Below are 2461 nucleotides of genomic sequence, written 5' to 3'. Positions count from 1 at the left end.
GCCTGGCTGATGCCCAGCTGGACCCGGCCAATTCGCTCGTAAGTGGTACTGCGCTGCCGCGCCGAGCGGCCCGCCCGCGCGGCCAGTTCGTGCAGCTCCTCAACGCTGCGCTCCGAGCCGTGCTCGGAACCGGCCATCCGGCTGATGGTCTCCTCCATCAGCGTTCCGCCGACGTCGTTGGCGCCGCCGTTGAGCACCTCCGACGTGCCTTCGTCGCCGAGCTTCACCCACGAGCACTGGACGTTGTCGATCCGGCCGTGCAGCAGGACGCGCGCCATCGCGTGCACCGCGCGGTTGTCCCGGCGGGTCGGTCCCGGGCGGGCCAGCCCGGCGAGGTAGATCGGCGCGTTGCGGTGCACGAACGGGAGCGGGACGAACTCGGTGAACCCGGCGTTGCCGTGCTCGGCCGCGGCGTCCTGCACACCGGCCAGGGTGCGGAGGTGACCGAGCCAGTGCTCCGGGGTGTCGACGTGGCCGTACATCATCGTCGACGAGGACGGGATGCCCAGCCGGTGCGCGGTGCTGACGACCTCGATCCACTCGGCGGCGGGCAGCTTGCCCTTGGTCAGCACCCAGCGCACCTCGTCGTCGAGGATCTCCGCCGCGGTGCCGGGAATGCTGCCCAGCCCGGCCTCCTTCAGCTCGGCGAGCCAGTCGGCGATGCTCGCCCCGGCCTTCGCCGCGGCGCTGACGATCTCCATCGGGCTGAACGCGTGGACGTGCATCTCGGGAACCCGCTGCTTGATCGCGCGCACCAGGTCGGCGTAGCCGGACACCGGCAGCCGCGGGTCGATGCCGCCCTGCATGCAGATCTCGGTCGCCCCGGCCCGCCACGCCTCGTCGGCCCGGTCGGCGACCTCCTCCGGCGAGAGCCGGTAGGCGTCGGCGTCGCGCTCGCGCTGCGCGAAGGCGCAGAAGCGGCAGCCGACGTAGCAGATGTTCGAGAAGTTGATGTTGCGGTTGACGACGTAGGTGATGTCGTCGCCCACGACGTCCCGGCGCAGCCCGTCGGCGATCTCGGCGAGCGCGTCCATCGCGGCTCCGTCGCAGGTCATCAAGGCCATCGCGGCGGCGGTGCGGCTCTCGTCGAGCAGCGCGGCGGGATCGGCCTCGGCCAGCCGCAGGCCCTCGCGCACGTCGGCGTCCAACCGCTCCGGTGCCGCGTCGGCGGGCAGCTGCCTGCGCAGCTCGTCCCAGTCGCCGTAGACCGTGTCGAAGTCGCCGCGGCGATCGTCGGTGCGACCGGTCGTGTCGATGCTGCGGTGCAGGTCGGTGCGGCCGATGGACTCGAACCCGCCGTCCGGCTCCTGCCACTCCCGGCCGACCGGCGCGGCGCCCGCGGCGGCGAAACCGTCCGAATCGGACAGCGCCGCGACGTGACCGGCCACCCGCAGGTCCAGCCACTGGGTGCTGTCCCCGGCCAGCCCGGCGCGCACGTAGCGCGGGTAGGCGGTGAGGCGCTCGCGCATCTCGAAGCCGCCCTCGCGGGTCTTCGCGGCGAGCTCGTCGATCTCCGGCCACGGCCGTTCCGGGTTGACGTGGTCCGGCGTCACCGGCGAAACCCCGCCCCAGTCGTCGATCCCGGCGCGCAGCATCAGCAGCTGCTCGTCGCCGATGAGGTTCGGCGGCGCCTGCACGCTCACCCCGGAGGGCATCAGCAGCCGCGCGACCGCGATGGTGGCGGCCAGGTCCTGCAGGTCGGCGTCGGGCATGCCGCGCATCGCGGTGTCCGGCTTGGCCCGGAAGTTCTGCACGATGATTTCCTGGAGGTGCCCGTACTGGCGGGCGACGCCGCGCAGCGCGAGCAGCGACTCGGCGCGCTCGGCGCGGGTTTCACCTATTCCGATGAGGATTCCGCTGGTGAACGGCACCGCGACGCGGCCGGCGTCGGCCAGCACCCGCAGCCGGACGGCCGGCTCCTTGTCCGGGCTGCCGAAGTGCGGGCCGCCCTTCTCCCGCCACAACCGCTCCGACGTGGTCTCCAGCATCATGCCCATGCTCGCCGCGACCGGTTTGAGCCTGGTCAGCTCCGACCAGCTGAGCACGCCGGGGTTCAGGTGCGGCAGCAGGCCGGTCTCCTCCAGCACCGCGATGGCGCAGGCCCGCACGTAATCCACTGTGGAGGAGTAACCGCGCGCCTCCAGCCACTCCCGGGCGGCGGGCCAGCGCTCCTCGGGCCGGTCTCCCAGGGTGAACAGGGCCTCCTTGCACCCCGCCGCCGCGCCCTGGCGGGCGATCTCCAGCACCTCGTCGCGTTCCAGGTAGGCGGACTCCACGCGGTGCGGAACGGTGGCGAACGTGCAGTAATGGCAACGATCCCGGCAAAGCCGGGTCAACGGGATGAACACGTTGCGGCTGTAGGTGACCACGCCTTCGTGTCCCTCGGCCACCAGGTGCGCGTCCCGCGCGCGACCGGCCGCCGCCAGCAGTCTTTCGAGGTCATCGCCGCGGGCGTGCAGCA

At 72.4% G+C, this 2461-nt stretch carries 1 protein-coding gene; it reads right to left on the bottom strand.

Annotated features, from left to right (window positions below; genetic code table 11):
• The coding region (locus AC07FN_RS45790) for a bifunctional FO biosynthesis protein CofGH (protein ID WP_478401364.1) at positions 1 to 2461 on the bottom strand (2461 nt) is incomplete at both ends.

The sequence above is a fragment of the Saccharopolyspora sp. NPDC045941 genome (assembly GCF_056431445.1).
The sequence above is the reverse complement of the archived record's forward strand: the minus strand, read 5'-3'. Positions and strand labels throughout refer to the sequence as shown.